A 15,926-nucleotide genomic window follows, 5' to 3' on the forward strand; every position below is an offset into this window, starting at 1 on the left:
CGATCAATCTGTCCGCTCAAACCTCTTGCAAGTGGGGGCCGTCCACATATGTCTCGACTACGCTCGACACGAACGGAAAAGGGGGTCAGGCGTTAGTATCAGGCATAATCCTCGAGCCGCCATTCGTCGTGCCAGGCGATCAGCGGGCGGTCCTTGTCGAAGACGATCGGCAGCCAGACATAGCGCGACTGCGAGGTGTCGATGTTGAGCGCGAGGTTGCGCATCGCCGCGGCCTCCGCCGGAGTCGCCTGCTCGCGCGGCTGGGCCATCGCCTTGCCGATCCCGGCCTGGACGAGGCGCGAGGTCTCGCCGCTGAGGAAATCGGGGTCGGTGCGCGGGCCGATCCAGCGGTCGGCGAGCGCGATGTAGAGATCCCGCTTGGCCGGGTGGCGGAAGACCGAGCTGATCTGCGAATTATAGGAGGTGCGCGAGCGGTCGCCGGGGTGGAGATCGCCGAGCGTCGCGAACGGGCCATGATAGCTGTCGGCGACCGCGATCTCGGACGGGTTGGGGAAATAGCCGGTGGTGCCCGAAGTCGCGAGATAATGTTTGCCGCGGCGGCGGAACCAGGCCGGCCCCTCGCGCACCGCCGGCGGCGCCGGGCGCGGCAGATGGGTCGAATAATAGCCGGTGAGATCGGTATAGTCGTCGGTCAGGTCGGCGCAGATCATCTCGCTGTGGACCCGCTCGAAGTACATATACGCCTTGCCGTCATCGGGGCTGACCACCAGGTCGAAATCGCCCGCGCTCATGCCGAGCGGCCGGATGTCGCGCCGGACGATGCGGTACGGCCCGGTGATCCGGTCGGCGACCAGCACCGTCCGCGTCTGGCTGGCCTTGCCCATGATCTTGACCCAGCAGACGAAGCTCCTGGTGCGGCTGTTGTAGATGATGTGCGGCCGGTCGAGCAGCGCCGCCGACGGGTGCAGCGGCGACGTCACGTCCTTTTCGTCGGGCGGGATGATCAGCCCGAGATCCTGCCAGTTGTAGAGATCGTCCGAGACATAGCAGCGCACCCCCCAGGTCCAGATCTTGGTCTTGCCGGTGGTGAATTCCTTGTTCTCGCCATACCAGTAATAGCGGCCGTCGACCCGCAGGATCGATCCGCCATGCGCCTGGATCGGCTTGCCGGCGGTGTCGAGCCAGGGCGCGCCCGGAGTGAAGGACCGCCGCGGCTGCGGCGGCTGGGCGAGACCGGGCGCCGCCGCGCCCGCCGCCAGGGTGGCGCCGGCGATCATCAGTTCGCGTCGGTTGATGTCGGTCATGGGCGCCTTTCCGCAGTCGGTCGTCGAGCAAAAATCGGCCGGCCCGTCGGGTGACGGGCCGGCCCAGGTTTATCCCAGGGAAGGGATCGGGGTGAATCGTTTAGCGTGCGCCGAAGGCGTATCGCAGGTTGAGGCCGAATTCGCGCGGCGCAGTGTAGGTGATGCCACGATAGGTCGAGCTGCCGATCGCGCCGGTGCGGCCGATATTGTAGGTCGCGGTCAGCGCGGTCGGGGTGCGGCTGAGCACCCGCTCGGTCTTGGTGATGTTCTTGCCGTAGAGCGACATTTCCCACGCACCGTCGGGCGAACGGATGCCGGCATAGAGGTTGAGCAGCGCATAGGCCTTCACATCGTCGACGGCGTTGGTCGGATCGTTCTGCGACTTGCCGTAATAGGAGAGCAGCCCGCGCAGATAGCCGTCGATGCGATCGGTGAGCGGCACCGAATATTCCGAGGTGACCGTCCCGCTCCAGAGCGGCGCCAGCGATGCGCGCAGGCTGACCGCGCAGGCCGAGATGGTGTCGCCGCCGGTCGCGGTCTGGATCTGGCCCACCGTCGGCACGGTCGAGGCGCTGTCGGGCACGCCGTCGCGCGGGAAATAATCGTTGCACGGGATCACGCCATTCTTGATCTTGCTCTTGGCGTAGCTGCCATTGGCGCCGATGTCCCAGCGGTCCATGATCTTGAACGAGGCCTCGGCCTCGACGCCGTTGACCTTGACCGGGACCGCGGCGACGAAGTTGAAGCTGCTCACCGACTGGACCAGGCTGATCGGGGTGGTCGTCGTATTGGCGGTGGTGTTGACGAAGAACACCCCCGAGGACGAGCGATAGGGGTAGTTCTTGTAATCCTGGTGATAGGCCGAGACGTTGAACCGCAGCCGCTTCTCCATGAGGCTCGACTTGAAGCCCAGCTCATAGGATTTCGACTTTTCGGGCGGCAGGTTGACGAAGCTGTTCTCGCGCGCCGACCGGGCGAGGCTGAAATCGCCGGTGGCCTGGATCGGAGGGCGCCACGAGCTGCCGACATTGGCATAGACCATGAAATCGTCGCTGAAGCGGTGCTTGACCGATCCCGAATAGATCACGGTATTCTCGTCGGTATTCTCGGCCGCCGCCGCCAGCACGCTGCCGGCGACACTCAGCGAACCGTTCGCCTTGTAGTCGATATAGCGCAGGCCGCCCGACACCTCGGTCGCCTCGCCCAGATGCCAGGTCAGGTTGCCGAACGCCGACTTCTCCTTGCTGCCGCCACCGCGCACCACCGGGGTCAGGTTGATGATGCCGCCGACCGTGGTCGAGGGCAGCCCGAACAGCACCGGGGTCGGGGTGGTCAGGCTCGTCGGGAAATCGGCCTTCTGGTAGAAGGCGCCGACGATATAGTCGAACATGCCGAAAATCTGTTCCTCGGACGACAGCCGCAGCTCGTGCGCCCAGGTCTTGGCGCGGCTGTTGGTCTGCTGGCCATAGCCCTGGAGGAAGGCCGGGAAGGCCGGACCGAACACGTCGCCGGTGTCGGACGGCGCGAACACGTCGAATTTCTGCTTGTTGCGCTCGCCGACATAGTTGAGCTTCTGGCCCGCGAACGCCCACTCGCCGCGCAGGTTGAGATTGTCGAACTGCTGGCGGAAACGGCGCGGGGTGTCCTCGACCGCGAGCCGATCATTGCCGTCGATGAAGGTCGGGCTCGCCACCGCACTCGGATCGGTCGCGCGCAGCGATTCGACCTGGTCGAAATTGCGGACCTTCTGGATCAGCTTCTGATAGCCGGCATCAAACGACAGCGTGTCGGTCGGCTCGAACCGCGCGGTGATGCGACCGCCCTTGGTCCGCGAAAAAGGATTGGTGCCGTTGTTGACGCTCTTGACCCGGTTGCTCTCATTCTCGTCGACGACGCCGGCGATGCGGATCGCGAGCACATCCTTGACCAGCGGCACGCCGATCGCGCCATTGGCGTTGATCCCGCCGATGCTGGTGCCGGTCGCGGTCACATAGCCGCCGATATCCTGCAGGCTGGCGCGGTGGGTGGTGACGGTCATCGACCCCGACGGCGAGGCGCGGCCGCGCAGCGTGCCCTGCGGCCCGCGCAGCAGCTCGATCTGGCCGACGTCGAACATCGCCTGGAACAGATTGCCGGCCGAGATCGGCGCGTCGTTATAATAGAATTCGATGGTGCCGTTGTTGCCCGAGGCGTTGACGTCGTAATTGACGCCGCGCACCGACGCGGTGCCGCCGATGCCGTTGGCGTTGGTCGCCAGCGTCAGGCCGGGCACCACCGTCGAGATATCCTCGAACCGGCGGATGTTGAGCTTGGCGAGTTCCTCGGCCTTGACCGCATTGACGGTCAGCGGAACGTCCTGAAGGCTTTCGTCCTTGCGGCGCGCGGTGACGATGATCTCGTCGGCCGCCAGGGACTCGGTTTCGGCCGGCACCTTCGCCGGTACCGTCTGGGCACCGGCACTCGCCGCCATCGCCATCAGGCTGACGCCACAGAACGCAAATATCGCATGGTTTTTCATGACTATCCCCTCCCTCGATCCACGCCGCCTGTTACTGGCCCGTCGTTGTGGCCGGCGGTCGCGATCTTGTCTGACATTAGCTGTCGATTCGCGGAGACGATGCCGCCCCCGTGGGGATTGCATAGGATATTATGACCATCGAAAAAAGAGGTATTCAGTTATTGAACTGTTAAAATCTTGAAGGTGATCCAACCCCATGGCCGACCGGGCCTCGCCCGCCTGGCCGGGAATGGCGACAGCCCGCACCGCATCGCCAGTTTTGGAGGCCCGCCGGGCATCGCCCGGAACCGCGACGATGCCGATCGATTTGACGGACAATAAGGTCGCTCCCCGGCGAGCTCATCTGCGTCGCGGTCGCCCGCGGGTGCCTGCGCCTTTCCCATCGGCGCCAGTGGCACGGACGATCCGGGGCGGTAATAGGGTCGGCAACGCGCCGCGATTCGCCTCGCCACGGGGCCGGTGCGACAGGGGGTATGATGAAACTTCTCCATGCGTCGATGCTGGTCCTGGCGGCGGGCCTGCCCACGGCGTCGCCCGCCCTCTCCGCCCCGTCGCGCGCGGCGAGCGCGGATGCCGTGAAGCCGGTGACGATTCCGTTCGCGCCGACGATCGGCAAGCCGATCCACCTCCATTCCGAGCGCAAGGTGATCAACGTCCGCCACGGCGCCGAAACCCCGGCCGAACAGTCGACCAGCGAAGAGGAACTGATATTCGCCGAGCGCAATGCCGAGGGCTATGTGCTGCGCTGGACGACCAAGGCGGTCAGCATCCACACCGCGCCCGACCGGCAGGCGCTGATGGAGCGGGTGGGGGCAGCGGCGATCGGCAAGACCGCGCTGATCCAGACCGATGCGCAGGGCACGCCGATCAAGGTGATCAACATCGCCGAGATGCGCGCGTTGCTGTCCTCCGCGCTCGACCTGATGGTCGCGTCGATCGATCAGGATCTCGCCACCAAGCCTCAGGCGGAGCGCGACGTCATGCGCAAGGCCATCACCGGAATCGCTAATATGTATCGGGAGATGAGCGACGAGCGGCTCGGCGAGGTCGTCATGGACGATCCGCAGACCTTGTTCGGCTTTGGCGGCGTCATGCTGACCCGCGGCCGCGCGCTGCCGTTTCAGACCGAAATCACCCTGCCGATCGTCGGCACCCAGCTTGCCATCGCGGGCACGGTCGAACTGCGCGAGGCCGGTCCCGACGAACTGCTGATCGCAACCGACAGCGCGTCGAACCCGGCCGACATCGGGCGCGCCGCCGCCGCCTTTCTCGAAAAGGCGATGGCGGAGATCGCCCCCGCCCAGCGCGATGCGATGACCGCGGCCGTCGCCAAGCTCGAAGGCTTCGAGGCGAAGAACGAGATGCTGCTCACGCTCGACGCGACCAACGGGCTGGTGCGCCGCGCGAGCTACCGCAAATATCTGGGGTTCAAGGAACAGTCGCGGCTCGAGACCAAGTCCTACAGCGTCGTCCCATAAAGTCGATCCGCGGGCGGTTCCCAGGGGCGCTAACTTAGCCGCGCGGGAGCTTCTTCTGCCCCTCTCCCGCTCTTCGCGGGAGAGGCCGGGTGAGGGTCTTCTTCTTCTGCCCACTATGCCGGGAGGAAGAAAAGCAGAAGAAGAACAAGAAGAAGACCCTCATCCAACCTTCTCCCGTGAAGAACGGGAGAAGGCTCAGAAGTGTTTATGTCAGCGCCGACGGCAACAAGCCCGGTGCGACGCGGCAGGGACCCGACTCGCTCCGGCGTCAGGCGCTGGCGAGCACCCCGGCATAGCGGCCGTCCTCGAGCGCCTGCCCTGCCCCCATCGCCACGCAGATCAGCGCGTCGTCGGCGACCGTCACCGGCAGGCCGGTGGCCTGGGCGATGACCCGGTCGATCCGGCGCAGCAGCGCGCCGCCGCCGGTCAGGACGATGCCGCGATCGACGATGTCGGCGGCGAGTTCGGGGGCGGTGTTTTCGAGCGCGGTCATCACCGCGCGGACGATCTGGCCGACCGGCTCGGCGATCGCATGCGCGACCTCGGCCTGGGTGATCTCGAGTTCGGTCGGCCGGCCGGTGGCGAGATCGCGGCCCTTGACCCGCATCGCGGTCTCGTCGCTCTCGTCGGGGGCGCTGGCGGCGCCGATGCCGTGCTTGACCCGCTCGGCGGTGGCTTCGCCGATCATCAGGCTGTGCTTGCGGCGGATGAACGACCCGATCGCCTCGTCCATCTTGTCGCCGCCGAAGCGCACCGAGGTGCTGTAGGCGAGTCCGCGCAGCGACAGGATCGCGACCTCGGTGGTGCCGCCGCCGATATCGACGACCATCGCCCCGGTCGGCTCGGTCACCGGCAGCCCCGCGCCGATCGCCGCCGCCATCGGTTCCTCGACCAGGAACACCTCGGAGGCGCCGGCATTGATCGCGGCGTCGCGGATCGCGCGGCGCTCGACCTTGGTCGATCCCGACGGCACGCACAGCACCATCCGCGACCGGCGCGGCAGGCGCGTCGATCCGCCCAGCGCCTTGTCGATGAAATGCTTGATCATCTGTTCGGCGACGCCGATGTCGGCGACCACCCCGTCGCGCAACGGGCGGATCGCCTCGATCCCGCAAGGGGTCTTGCCCATCATCAGCTTGGCGTCGTTGCCGACGGTCTTGACCCGCCGCACCCCGTCGCGGGTCTCGAGCGCGACCACCGAGGCTTCGTTGAGGACGATCCCGCGGTCGCGCAGATAGACGACGGTGTTCACCGTGCCGAGATCGATCGCCATGTCATGGGCGTTCAGGTTCAATATTCGGGAAAGAAACATCAATATGCCAATTTATGGGGATCCGGCGTTGGGGTGCGGGGCGCCCCCGCGAGCGTCAATCGCGCCTTCGCCGGGGCGCCGTATTTCCACGACCGGCACCTCGTCGCAGCGATGAGCCGAGTGTCGTTCGCGACGCTATGCGGAACCCCTTCGCAAACGCTATGCGCGGATCGTTATCATGACCAGCAGGATGCCCCGATGACCGACCCGCGCCAGAGCTCGCCCGCCGCCGCGCGCAACCGCGAACCGATCGCGGCGATCCTGCGCGATGCGCTGCCCGCCTCCGGGCTGGTGCTCGAGATCGCCAGCGGCACCGGCGAGCATGTCGTCCATTTCGCGCGCAGCCTGCCGCATCTCGACTGGCAGCCGAGCGACCCCAATCCCGCCGCCCGCGCCTCGATCGCGGCTCATGTCGCCGACGAGGGCCTGGCCAATATCCGCGCGCCGATCGCGCTCGATGCGGCGGCGGCGTGGCCGGTCGAGCGCGCCGATGCGGTGCTGTGCATCAACATGGTCCATATCAGCCCGTGGGAGAGCACGCTGGGGCTGGTGCGCGGCGCCGCGGCGACCCTGCTGCCGGGCGGGCTGCTCTATCTCTACGGCCCCTATCGGCGCGCCGGGATCGAGACCGCGCCGAGCAACGCAGCGTTCGACCTCGACCTCCAGCGCCGCGACCCGCGCTGGGGTCTGCGCGAGCTCGAGACGGTCGTCGCAGTCGCGGCGGCGGAAGGGCTGACGCTGGAGCGGGTGATCGCGATGCCGGCGAACAATCTGTCGCTACTGCTGCGCGCAGGCGGCGAGCGGCGGGCAACGGCGGCGTGAGGATCCTGATCCTCGGCGGCTATGGCGTGTTCGGCGGGCGGCTGGCCGAGCTGCTCTCCGACATGGCCGGGGTCGAGCTGCTGATCTGCGGCCGCGATCTCGCCCGCGCCGAAGCGTGGTGCACGGCCTATCGCGGCGAGGCGCGGGTGCGCCCGGTCGCGCTCGACCGGCGCGACATCGCCGCGGGGCTGCGCGACCATCGTCCCGACCTGGTCGTCGACGCCTCGGGGCCGTTTCAGGATTATGGTGCCGATCTCTACGGCGTGATCGCGGCCTGCATCGCCGCGCGCACCGACTATCTCGACTTCGCGGACGCCGCCGACTTCGTGTTCGGCGTGTCTCGGTTCGACGCGGAAGCCAGGGCTGCGGGCATCTTCGTCCTGTCGGGGGTCAGCAGCTTTCCGGTGCTGACCGCGGCGGTGCTGCGCGAGATCGGCCGGACCATGGAGATCGTCACGGTCGAGGGCGGCATCGCCCCCTCGCCCTTTGCCGGCATCGGCCTCAACGTGATGCGCGCGGTGGTCGGCTATGCCGGGGCGCCGGTGAAGCTGCGGCGCGACGGCCGGCCCGCGCACGGCATCGGCCTGGCCGAAAGCCGGCGCTATACGGTAGCGGTGCCGGGGCGGCTGCCGTTGCGCAATATCCGCTTCTCGCTGGTCGACGTGCCCGACCTGCAGGTGATCCCGCCCGAGCATCCGGCGATGACCGACATCTGGATGGGCGCGGGGCCGGTCCCGGAGAGCCTCCATCGCCTGCTCAACCTGCTGGCGAAGGCGCGCGCCCGCTTCGGCCTGCCGTCGCTGGTGCCGCTGTCGCGGCTGTTCTACGCGGTGCTCAACCGGATGCGGTTCGGCGAGCATCGCGGCGGCATGTTCGTGCACGCCCGCGGCACCCGCGACGGCGAGGCCGTCGAGCGGAGCTGGCATCTGCTCGCCGAGGGCGACGACGGCCCCTATATCCCGTCGATGGCGATCGAGGCGATCGTCCGGCGGATCGACAAGGGGCAGCGCCCCGCGGCCGGGGCGCGATCGGCAACGCACGCGCTCGACCTCGCTGATTACGACGCGCTGTTCCGCGGGAGGACGATCCACACCGGCTTTCGCGACGATGCGCCCGGTGCACCGCTCTATCGCCGGATATTGGGATCGGCGTTCGATACGCTGCCGCCGCGGCTGCGCGAACTCCATGGCAGCGCGATGTCGCGGCGCTGGACCGGCGAGGCCGAGGTGCGGCGCGGCGGCGGGATCCTCGCGCGAATCCTCGCGGCGCTGGTCGGTTTTCCGAAAGTCGCCGCGTCGGTGCCGGTGTCGGTCGCCTTCGCGCCCGAAGCCGGAGGCGAGCGCTGGACGCGGCGCTTCGGCGAGACAAGCTTCGCGTCGGTCCAGTCCGAAGGCACCGGCCGGAACAGCCGGCTGATCGTCGAGCGGTTCGGGATCGCGTCCTTCGCGCTGGCGCTGGTGGTCGAGGGCGATCGGCTGCTGCTGGTCCCGCGCCGCTGGTCGCTGCTGGGCGTTCCGATGCCCGGCTTCCTGTTACCCGCGGGGACGAGTTTCGAGACCGAGATCGACGGCGCCTTCCGCTTCGACGTCACCATCGCCGCGCCGCTGGTGGGGCCGATCGTCGCCTATAAGGGCATACTCCGGCCGGACGAGGTTCCGGTTCAGCGAGCTGCCGGGCACGCGACCTTGTCGAGTGCGTAGGACGCGAACGGCTTGTCCTGGCCGGCGGCGTCACGCGCAACGATCGACCAGCGCAGTTTGCCCTCCGCCAATTGCCACCGGTTGATGAAATCGGCGTCGGGATAGCGATAGACGATCTCGAACCCGCCGGGCTCGACATGGCCTGCGCCGGTCGCGGTGAAACCGCCGCCGAAGCTGTCGGCCCAATAGCCGGTGACCGGCTCCTCCTTGACCTCGGGGCCATGTTCGCCACCGCCGAGGACGAGGTGCACCGCATAACGGTCCTTGGCGTCGCCCTGCGCGGCGCTGTCGGCATCGACCGCGAACATCGCGTCGAGTGCGATCGGCCGGGCGGCGAGATCGATGTCGACCTTCTTGCCCATCACCGTACCGGCGCCGTGCCAGCAGCCGGCGATCGCGCGCACCGCCGCGGGCACCGGCACCGCGCCGGGCTCCGCCGCCTGTGCGACGCCGGCCGGCATCAGCGCCGCCAACCCGATCCACCCGAAATTGCGCACTGCCTGTCCCCTGCCGCCCGTCGCATCCGTCTCTGCGCAAAGCCGGTGGCGGCCGCAAGGGGCGATCGTCGCGCGCTTGCCGTGGGGCGCGGCGGACAGGCATAGACGTCGCGAAACTGCCGCGAACGGACCCGACGATGTTCTCTCACACCACCCTGGGCGTTGCCGATGTCGATCGGGCGCGCACCTTCTACGGGCCGCTGCTCGCGGCGCTCGGGCTCGTCCCGAAATTCGCCGATGCGCATTGGGCCGGCTGGAAGCATCCCGACGCCGACCGGCCGCTGTTCATTGTCACCCGTCCGCATGACGGCGCCCCCGCAACCGCCGGCAACGGCCAGATGACCGCCTTCCTCGCCCCGAACCGGGCGCTGGTCGACCGCTGCCACACGCTGGCGCTCGACCATGGCGGCACCGACGAGGGCGCACCGGGGCTGCGGCCCGAATATCATCCCGATTATTATGGCGGCTATGTCCGCGATCCCGACGGCAACAAGCTGTGCATCTGCTGCCATGAAGCGGAATGATCCGCACGCCCCCGGCCTGAGCTTCTGTTGTCGTCGCCCCCCGGGGTTAGGATATCCTGCCGTCCATCGACATCATGCCCAGACCGCACGGCTCAAGATCAGCACAGTCACGCACAGATCGACGGTCAGATGGGCCCCCGTCGAAATCCACGGCGGATTGCGTCTCTCCGCGATATAATTGAGGCTGCGGCCGAATTGAACCGGTTCGGCGATCGTGGCGAGATGCTCTTTTATATCCTCTCGAACATCTCCCAGAATGGTCAGATTTTGACGCAAGAGAATCAAATGCCCTCCCGCGAACGCCCAAAATCCCAATATGAATATGATCGATATCATGCCCTTTGGCGCGACCGAGGATCCAAAACCTGTCGCCGCGAAAATGCCAGCTGTATAAAACGCCCATAATGTCGCCATGGTCGATGTCTGCTGCGAGAATAATGTAACAGCTTCCGATAATTTCAATCCGCCAGCCTGACTTGACGACATATTCATCGACTCATCCTCCGAATTTCGTCGATATTGCGATAGGAAATATTCAAGGATCGGCCGCGCCAATGCAAGGCGCTCGTGGCTTGTTGGTCGGCCCCGTTGCGCGAAAGAACGTGCGCGATCCTTCCTTCTCAATCTTTGGAAGGTTGCCGGATCCATGCGATCAGCATGCCGCCAATCGCCCGAGCGGTGTTTCGCGATCCACATGCCGCACAGACATTTATGCGGCGCCGCTGATCCCCCGCCATGGCTAAGATGGCGCATGGTTCAACATGCCCGGGGAGAGGCACCATGACGAGATCATTGAACGGACGGACCGCGGTCGTCACCGGCGCGGGATCGGGGATCGGGCGCGGGATCGCGCTGCGGCTGGCCGAAGATACGGCGAAGATCGCGATCTGGGACATCAACCTGGCCGGCGCGCAAGAGACCGCACAGCTGGTGCGCGACGCCGGCGGCACCGCGATCGCGATCGAGGTCGACTGCGCCGACAAGGCGGCAATCCATGCCGCCGCGGAACAGACCCGCGCCGAACTCGGGCCGATCGCGATCCTCGTCAACAATGCCGGGATCGCCCCGTTCACCCCGTTCCTCGACACCGACGACGACCTGTTCGACAAGGTGATCCGCATCAACCTGCGCGGCCCCTGGCTGGTCACCAAGGAAGCCCTGCCCGACATGATCGCAGCGGGCTGGGGCCGGGTGATCAACATCACCTCGTCGTCGGTCCAGTCGGGGTCGTTCGCGCAAGGGCATTATGTGTCGTCGAAGGGCGGGCTGATGGGCATGACCAAGGCGCTGGCGCTCGAATATGCCGCATCGGGGGTGACCTTCAACATGGTGCCGCCGGGCTTCATCGACACCCCGATGCTGCGCGGCGCCCCGGTCGACGTCGAGGCGTTCGCCGCGACCCTGCCGATGAAGCGGGTGGGCAAGCCCGAGGACATCGCCGCCGCCTGCGCCTATCTGGCATCGGAGGAAGCGAGCTACATCACCGGCCAGACGATCAGCACCAATGGCGGGCGGTATATGGGCTCCCACTGACGGGTGGGCCGCCATTCGCTTGGACCGGGCTGCAAATGGCGCCGCTCGGCGCTTCCGGTGCTCACGTCCATACAGGACGCTGCGCTCCGGGTCTTGAGCGGCACCATTTTCGCCGCGGCCCAAGTCGAATGGCGACCCACCCTGATCCGAGCGGCCGACGCCGGCCAGCCGGGCCGTTCGGACGCGGTACCGAACCATCGCCGATCCGCCAGCGCAACGACGAATCCATCGCCAAATCGCCGGACTTCCGACGATATGCTTACCGGCTGAGATCTCGGGTTGCAGATGGCTGTTTCAGAGGGGCATAGCCGATGCGAGATCGGAGCATCTCTTGGTCGGCAAACCGGGAAATGGGGCAGCATAATGGGTTTTGAACGGATCGGTCCTTATGCCTATCGTCGGGGAGACCTGATTACGGCGGCATTGGCGATATCGTTCGCGATTGGAGCCCGAAGCATCCGAATCAGGATGGGGATCATGGCGGCGATCGGCATGGCCGTCGTCGTGACCGGTATTGCCATTGGCGACTATGGGATTTCCGCCATCGCCGCCATTGCGCTGCTTTCGATATTCATCGTCGGACCAGCCCTCCGTTCGCAGAAGAACAACAAAGACATCTGCCTTTCCGCCGCGGAGGACGGCCTGGTTGCCCAAACGAACGATGTCAGGACCACATATAAATGGAGCACGATCAGATCCTATCGGCGGATAGGATCGCGGCTGTTCATCATGGTAAACGACCAGTGCGCGATCGTCGTCCCCGATCGGGTTACGGACGAGGAAAATATCGGAAAATTGATCGAGCTTCTCGCCGGTCGCCAACCCGCGGCGACATCGCCAAGCTAGACATGTCCCGATTTGATTGATCAGGGCACATCCTAGATTGTCTTTGTTTTCGATATTTTCCGAGCCGCGATGTCAGTCGCCAGCGATCGTCAGCTACGGGGCTCGATACGCTCATAGCTATAGGCCCAGAATGCTGCGAGCCCGGTCATGATCGCCCATGTGATCGCACCGAGGCCGGTGCTCCCACCCCAGTTCGACACGCTCACCACGAGAAGGCCGAACAGCAGCGCGGATGCCAGCGCGACGCGAAGCCAGGATCGCAGCGGCCGCACGGTTCGGGTCTCGACCCAGTAGCCGAGACCGCTCAGCAATATGAGGATGAGTCCTCGCACAAGCGAGGCGAGTGAGAAACCCGCAAAGGCGACCCACATTGCTGCGAACCACAATGCCGTGACCATGGTCTTCGTGTGGCCACGACCTATGGTCGCCTCGGGGGATGAAGCTTTGCCGTGACGGCCCATTGCTCTTCCATGCCAGAGAAAGAGGCCGTCCGCTATCGGTCAGGACCAGGCGTTTTAGAATATGATGCTCTTGGGCTGCCTCGCTCTGACAAGCGCATATTTTGGGAAGAGAGGACTGTGATTGAAACGGATCAAGGTTGCTGAGCGCGTTCTGTTTCAAGCGTTGAAGCTCGCTGCGCTCGCACCCACCCCAACCCCTCCCTTAAGAGGCCCACAGGCTCCCCTCACCCACCCATATGGCTGGCGGTGGTGACGGGCGCGTCGTGGTGGACGTCGACATGGAAGCGGGTCAGCCGCTGTTCGGCGATCCGCCAGCGGCCGTCGGCGCAGCGGACATACAGCTCATGATATTGGCCGTAGCCGGTGTGGCCGAAATTGCCCATCGCCTCGATCCGCTCGGGGCCCCAGACGACGCGGTCCTGCATCGCCCAGACGACCCGGGCGCTGTCGCCGTCGTCGGCGAAGGCGATTTCGGGGCCGTGGATCTGGTGCGCGGTCTTCGCGGTCTCGACCGAGCGGCGGACCGAGGCCAGCAGCTGTTCGCGGCCGTGCATCACATTGCCGCCGGCGGGCCGTGTGTCGAGCATGATGTCCTCGGTGAAGACATCGGCATAGCCGTCCCAGTCCTTGCTATCGAGGGTGCGGCAATAGCGCGCCTTGGTCTCGCAGATCGCGAGATAGTCGGTGATCCGCTCCGGGGTCATGGCTTATCCTCTCAAAGGCTCGTTCAGGTCACCGACCAGCCGCCGTCGACCGCGAACACCTGGTTGGTGATCGATCGCGCGGCGGGCGAAGCCAGGAACAGCACCGCCGCGCCGATGTCGCGCGGCTCGCACATGCCGAGCGGCGGCCGGCGTCGCGCCGGTCCCTCGGCGACCGGCCCCTTCGCGCCGATCGCGCCGGGGGTCGCGACCCCGCCGGGGAGCACGGTGTTGACGGTGATGAGGTGCGGGGCGAGTTCGAGCGCGCTGGCATGGCCGAGGCCTAGCAGCGCCGATTTCGACGCGGCATAGATGGCATGGCCCATCGTGATCGATCCGATCACCGAGGCCGAGGCGACGTTGACGATGCGCCCGCCCCTGGGCTGACCGTCCTTCCGGGCCGCGACCATCTGCCGCGCGACCTCGCGGATCATCAGGAAGACGCCGCGGGAATTGACCGCGGTGATCCGGTCCCATTCGGCGGCGGTGCCGTCGAGCAGCAGCTGGCGGTCCATCAGCCCGGCATTGTTGACCAGCGCCCAGGGTGCGCCATGCGCGTCGAAGACCTGCGCGCAGGCGGCGACGATCGACGCCTCGTCGGCCAGGTCGAGCCGGACATAGCCGGCCTTGCCGCCGCCCTCGGCGAGCCGCGCCGCCTGGTCGCGGGCGCGGCCCTCGTCGATATCGGCGATGATCGCGGTCGCGCCGGCCTCAGCCAGTATCTCGGCGATGCCGGTACCGATCCCGCTGGCGCCGCCGGTGACCAGCACGGCCTCGCCGGCGAAGCCATAGGCGCCCGTGGATGTCGTCATCGGGCCAGCGAAGCTCAGCCCAGGGTCGCGATGATCTGCGGCAGGTCGACGCTGGTGCGGATGCCGGGCGCGGCCTGGCAGACATAGGGCACCGCGTTGATCGGACGGTGCGCGGTCAGCCCCGGGGTCATCTCGGCATAATTTTCGGGGGCGACCGGATAGGTGATGCCGACGTCGAGCGGGCAATCGCCCTTGAGCAGGATCTGCCAGCCCGAGCCGCGGAAATTCCAGGTCTCGTCGCCGGTGTCGACATTGGGCGAGACATACCAGTTGGCGGTGAAGCTCATCAGCGGCTTGCCGTCGCGCAGGCCGTCGACGGTGATGCGCTGGGCGGCGACGGTGCCCTTGGGAACGATGCCGGCGGCGATATGGACGTCCTCGCGCGCCGCGGCGACCCCGCCGCTGACCCGGATGCCGTCGAGCGGCAGGCCGATCGCATCGGCGATCAGATAGAGCGACGGGCTGAACGCCTCGCCGAGATGGTCGAGCAGATGCTGGCCGACCTGCTCGGGCGGCTTGCCGAAGCCCATGACTTGGAACAGCATCTCGGGCGAGTTGCGCGACGAGCAGTCGGCGAACTCGTTGATGTGGAGATGGTCGAGCCGGCGCTGGATCGACAGCAGCACGATGGGCAGTGCCTCGGTGACGAAGCCCGGGCTGCTGCCGGTGCTGTGGATCGAGGTGCCGCCGCGCCGGCAGGCGTCCTCGACGCGCGCACGCAGCGCCGGGTCCATGCTCTCGGGCCGGTGGAAGTCGCCGCGGGTGGTGACGATGTTCGCGCCCGATTCGAGCAGCGCGCAGATCTCGTCATAATTGGTGAGGTGCGGCATGTAGAGCACGCAGTCGGGCCTGAGCGCGATCACCTCGGCGAGGCTGTTGACCGCCTTGATCCCGTTCGGGGCGATCCCGCCGAGCTCGCCGGCGTCGCGGCCGACCTTGTCGACGCTGTGGACATAGAGGCCGACCAGATCGAGCGCGGGATGCTCGATCGCGCGGCGCAGCGCGCGCGATCCGACATTGCCGGTCGCCCATTGCACCACGCGGTAGCGCGCGGGAGCCGTATCGTTTGCGGACGCGGGATGGGTGGCCTGGCCGGTCATCGAAAATCCTCACCTAGCTTATTATAGGTGCCACCTTCCCGATCGCCGGGGCGTTTTGCAAGCGCGGACGGGGCAGGCGCGAAGATGACGCGGGGGCGATGGGGAGGCATTTGCCGGGGTTCGCGCAGAAGTGGACAGGGCACTGACCGAACCCATCATAACCAGTTCCGTCATGCTGAACTTGTTTCAGCATCCACTCGTCCACACGGGAACATTTGAAGTGCACCCTTTGGTTGAGACAGGGAAATCGGAAACAGATCACAGTGTGGCCAATGCGGGTGGGGCGAGCCCCGCCCGCATTGGCAGCTTCGCCTCATATTCTTCCGGTGTCAGGTAATCGAGCGCGGAATGCAGCCG

At 66.5% G+C, this 15,926-nt stretch carries 15 protein-coding genes; 6 read left to right on the forward strand and 9 right to left on the reverse strand.

From position 1 onward, the window contains the following. Positions 1-98: 98 nt before the first annotated feature. Both AC1RM6_RS30215 and AC1RM6_RS30220 read right to left on the reverse strand, forming a co-directional pair. Positions 99-1,265, reverse strand: coding sequence for a family 43 glycosylhydrolase (locus AC1RM6_RS30215; RefSeq protein ID WP_493108370.1), 1,167 nt, complete (start codon positions 1,263-1,265; stop codon positions 99-101). A gap of 100 nt (positions 1,266-1,365) precedes the next feature. Continuing rightward, a complete protein-coding gene (locus AC1RM6_RS30220; protein WP_493108372.1) occupies positions 1,366-3,783 on the reverse strand; it encodes a TonB-dependent receptor in 2,418 nt (805 codons plus the stop codon). Between the two features lie 476 nt (positions 3,784-4,259). Here AC1RM6_RS30220 and AC1RM6_RS30225 point away from each other — a divergent pair, with 476 nt between their 5' ends. Then, positions 4,260-5,261, forward strand: a complete 1,002-nt coding sequence (locus AC1RM6_RS30225; RefSeq protein WP_493108374.1) for a hypothetical protein — start codon at positions 4,260-4,262, stop codon at positions 5,259-5,261. A gap of 268 nt (positions 5,262-5,529) precedes the next feature. Here AC1RM6_RS30225 and AC1RM6_RS30230 read toward each other — a convergent pair whose 3' ends face one another. After that, positions 5,530-6,573 (reverse strand): rod shape-determining protein, encoded by a 1,044-nt coding sequence (locus AC1RM6_RS30230; RefSeq protein WP_493108376.1) that lies wholly within the window; start codon positions 6,571-6,573, stop codon positions 5,530-5,532. 198 nt (positions 6,574-6,771) lie between these two features. On the opposite strand from AC1RM6_RS30230, the gene AC1RM6_RS30235 reads away from it, so the two are divergent. Both AC1RM6_RS30235 and AC1RM6_RS30240 read left to right on the forward strand, forming a co-directional pair. Then, the gene (locus tag AC1RM6_RS30235; RefSeq protein ID WP_493108378.1) at positions 6,772-7,395 is read left to right on the forward strand and encodes a DUF938 domain-containing protein; all 624 of its coding nucleotides are present in this window, start codon (positions 6,772-6,774) and stop codon (positions 7,393-7,395) included. Then, positions 7,392-9,095: a saccharopine dehydrogenase family protein gene (locus tag AC1RM6_RS30240; RefSeq protein ID WP_493108380.1), complete on the forward strand. Its 1,704-nt coding sequence runs from the start codon at positions 7,392-7,394 to the stop codon at positions 9,093-9,095. Before AC1RM6_RS30235 ends, AC1RM6_RS30240 begins: the two co-directional genes overlap by 4 nt. Here the strand turns inward: AC1RM6_RS30240 and AC1RM6_RS30245 are convergent. Continuing rightward, positions 9,056-9,592, reverse strand: a complete 537-nt coding sequence (locus AC1RM6_RS30245) for a hypothetical protein (RefSeq protein WP_493108382.1) — start codon at positions 9,590-9,592, stop codon at positions 9,056-9,058. The two genes, AC1RM6_RS30240 and AC1RM6_RS30245, sit on opposite strands and share 40 nt — an antisense overlap. Before the next feature lie 137 nt (positions 9,593-9,729). Here AC1RM6_RS30245 and AC1RM6_RS30250 point away from each other — a divergent pair, with 137 nt between their 5' ends. After that, the gene (locus AC1RM6_RS30250) at positions 9,730-10,116 is read left to right on the forward strand and encodes a VOC family protein (RefSeq protein WP_493108384.1); all 387 of its coding nucleotides are present in this window, start codon (positions 9,730-9,732) and stop codon (positions 10,114-10,116) included. A gap of 72 nt (positions 10,117-10,188) precedes the next feature. On the opposite strand, the gene AC1RM6_RS30255 is transcribed toward AC1RM6_RS30250, so the two are convergent. Further along, positions 10,189-10,869 carry a hypothetical protein gene (locus AC1RM6_RS30255; RefSeq protein ID WP_493108386.1) on the reverse strand — a complete coding sequence of 227 codons (681 nt, stop codon included), beginning with the start codon at positions 10,867-10,869 and terminating at the stop codon, positions 10,189-10,191. A 27-nt stretch (positions 10,870-10,896) separates the two neighbouring features. Between AC1RM6_RS30255 and AC1RM6_RS30260 the strand changes: the two genes are divergently transcribed. Together AC1RM6_RS30260 and AC1RM6_RS30265 are read left to right on the forward strand one after the other, a co-directional pair. After that, the gene (locus tag AC1RM6_RS30260) at positions 10,897-11,649 is read left to right on the forward strand and encodes an SDR family NAD(P)-dependent oxidoreductase (RefSeq protein WP_493108388.1); all 753 of its coding nucleotides are present in this window, start codon (positions 10,897-10,899) and stop codon (positions 11,647-11,649) included. 363 nt (positions 11,650-12,012) lie between these two features. After that, positions 12,013-12,495, forward strand: coding sequence for a YcxB family protein (locus AC1RM6_RS30265; RefSeq protein WP_493108390.1), 483 nt, complete (start codon positions 12,013-12,015; stop codon positions 12,493-12,495). 89 nt (positions 12,496-12,584) lie between these two features. Here the strand turns inward: AC1RM6_RS30265 and AC1RM6_RS30270 are convergent, their stop codons facing one another. From AC1RM6_RS30270 to AC1RM6_RS30285, 4 genes are all read right to left on the reverse strand, one after another. Further along, a complete protein-coding gene (locus AC1RM6_RS30270) occupies positions 12,585-12,806 on the reverse strand; it encodes a hypothetical protein (protein ID WP_493108392.1) in 222 nt (73 codons plus the stop codon). Positions 12,807-13,180: 374 nt separating this feature from the next. Continuing rightward, the gene (locus AC1RM6_RS30275) at positions 13,181-13,660 is read right to left on the reverse strand and encodes a nuclear transport factor 2 family protein (RefSeq protein WP_493108394.1); all 480 of its coding nucleotides are present in this window, start codon (positions 13,658-13,660) and stop codon (positions 13,181-13,183) included. Positions 13,661-13,683: 23 nt separating this feature from the next. Then, positions 13,684-14,469: an SDR family NAD(P)-dependent oxidoreductase gene (locus AC1RM6_RS30280; protein WP_493108396.1), complete on the reverse strand. Its 786-nt coding sequence runs from the start codon at positions 14,467-14,469 to the stop codon at positions 13,684-13,686. A gap of 14 nt (positions 14,470-14,483) precedes the next feature. Continuing rightward, positions 14,484-15,569, reverse strand: coding sequence for an NAD(P)H-dependent amine dehydrogenase family protein (locus tag AC1RM6_RS30285; RefSeq protein ID WP_493108398.1), 1,086 nt, complete (start codon positions 15,567-15,569; stop codon positions 14,484-14,486). Positions 15,570-15,926: the final 357 nt, after the last annotated feature.

It is taken from the genome of Rhizorhabdus sp. GW822-FHT03C02 (assembly GCF_058801765.1).